Here is a 976-nt window from a genome sequence, read left to right on the forward strand (position 1 = left end):
GCCGGGACGCCCCGTCCGGGCGCCCGCCGCGGTGCCGCCGCACAGGCCGGGCGGGCCGTTCAGCGCTGCGCCTGCATCATCCAGTGATGCTTCTCCACGTCCTGGGTGACGGCGATGAAGATGTCCTGGGTGACGGGGTCGGCCTCGGCGGTGGCCTCGACCCGCTCCCGCATCCTGCGGCCGATGGACTCCAGGATGTCCGTCATCGCCGCGACGACCTTGTCGACGTCCAGGTAGCCGGAGTCGAGCTGGGGCACCTTCGTGGTGCCCGCGATGGCGGACGCGCGGCCGTCGGGCGTGATGTCGAGCGCCACGGCCCTCTCGGCGACGGTGTCGGCGTGCGCCCGGGCGAACTCCACGATCTCGTCCAGGTGCAGGTGGATCTGGCGGAAGTTGCGGCCGATCACGTTCCAGTGGGCCTGCTTGGCCAGGAGCGACAGATCCAGGAGATCGATGAGCGCGCCTTGCAGGGCCTCTCCGACGACCTTCTTGTCACCGGGCTGAAGCGGGCCGGTGATGGTGGCCATGGGACGTACCTCCGTTGTCGGCATCGGTTGTTCCTTGCGAACCAGAGCGGCCCCTACCCATCGATACCGGACCTATGTTGACACTGTAATGATTGCAGTGTCACCATGGGGGCATGGAATGGACGATCGGCGAACTGGTGGAGCGGGCCTCCGCGGCCCTGTCCCCGTCGCCCCCGCCCGCCCGGCAGGGCGGACGGGTCAGGGACGTGCCCAACGAGCGCCTCGTCCGGTGGTACGCCACGATCGGCCTGCTCGACCCGCCCGCCGCCCGCCGGGGCCGCGTCGCGCTGTACGGCAGGCGCCACCTGCTCCAGCTGATCGCCGTCAAACGGCGGCAGGCGGAGGGCCGGAGCATCGCCGAGATCCAGGCCGAGCTCGCCGGGGCGACCGACCAGGCCCTGGAGGCGATCGCCCGCCTGCCCGCCTCTCTGGACGCCGCCCCGGACGGG

The 976-nt window shown here is 71.3% G+C and carries 2 protein-coding genes; one reads left to right on the forward strand and one right to left on the reverse strand.

The window, feature by feature from the left end; genetic code table 11:
* Positions 1–59: 59 nt before the first annotated feature.
* Positions 60–527, reverse strand: a complete 468-nt coding sequence (locus tag ACWJ6R_RS37025) for a Dps family protein (RefSeq protein ID WP_449066653.1) — start codon at positions 525–527, stop codon at positions 60–62.
* Positions 528–640: 113 nt separating this feature from the next.
* On the opposite strand from ACWJ6R_RS37025, the gene ACWJ6R_RS37030 reads away from it, so the two are divergent.
* A partial coding sequence (locus tag ACWJ6R_RS37030; RefSeq protein ID WP_449066654.1) for a MerR family transcriptional regulator occupies positions 641–976 on the forward strand: 336 nt, incomplete at its 3' end.

The organism is Planomonospora algeriensis, assembly GCF_977012225.1.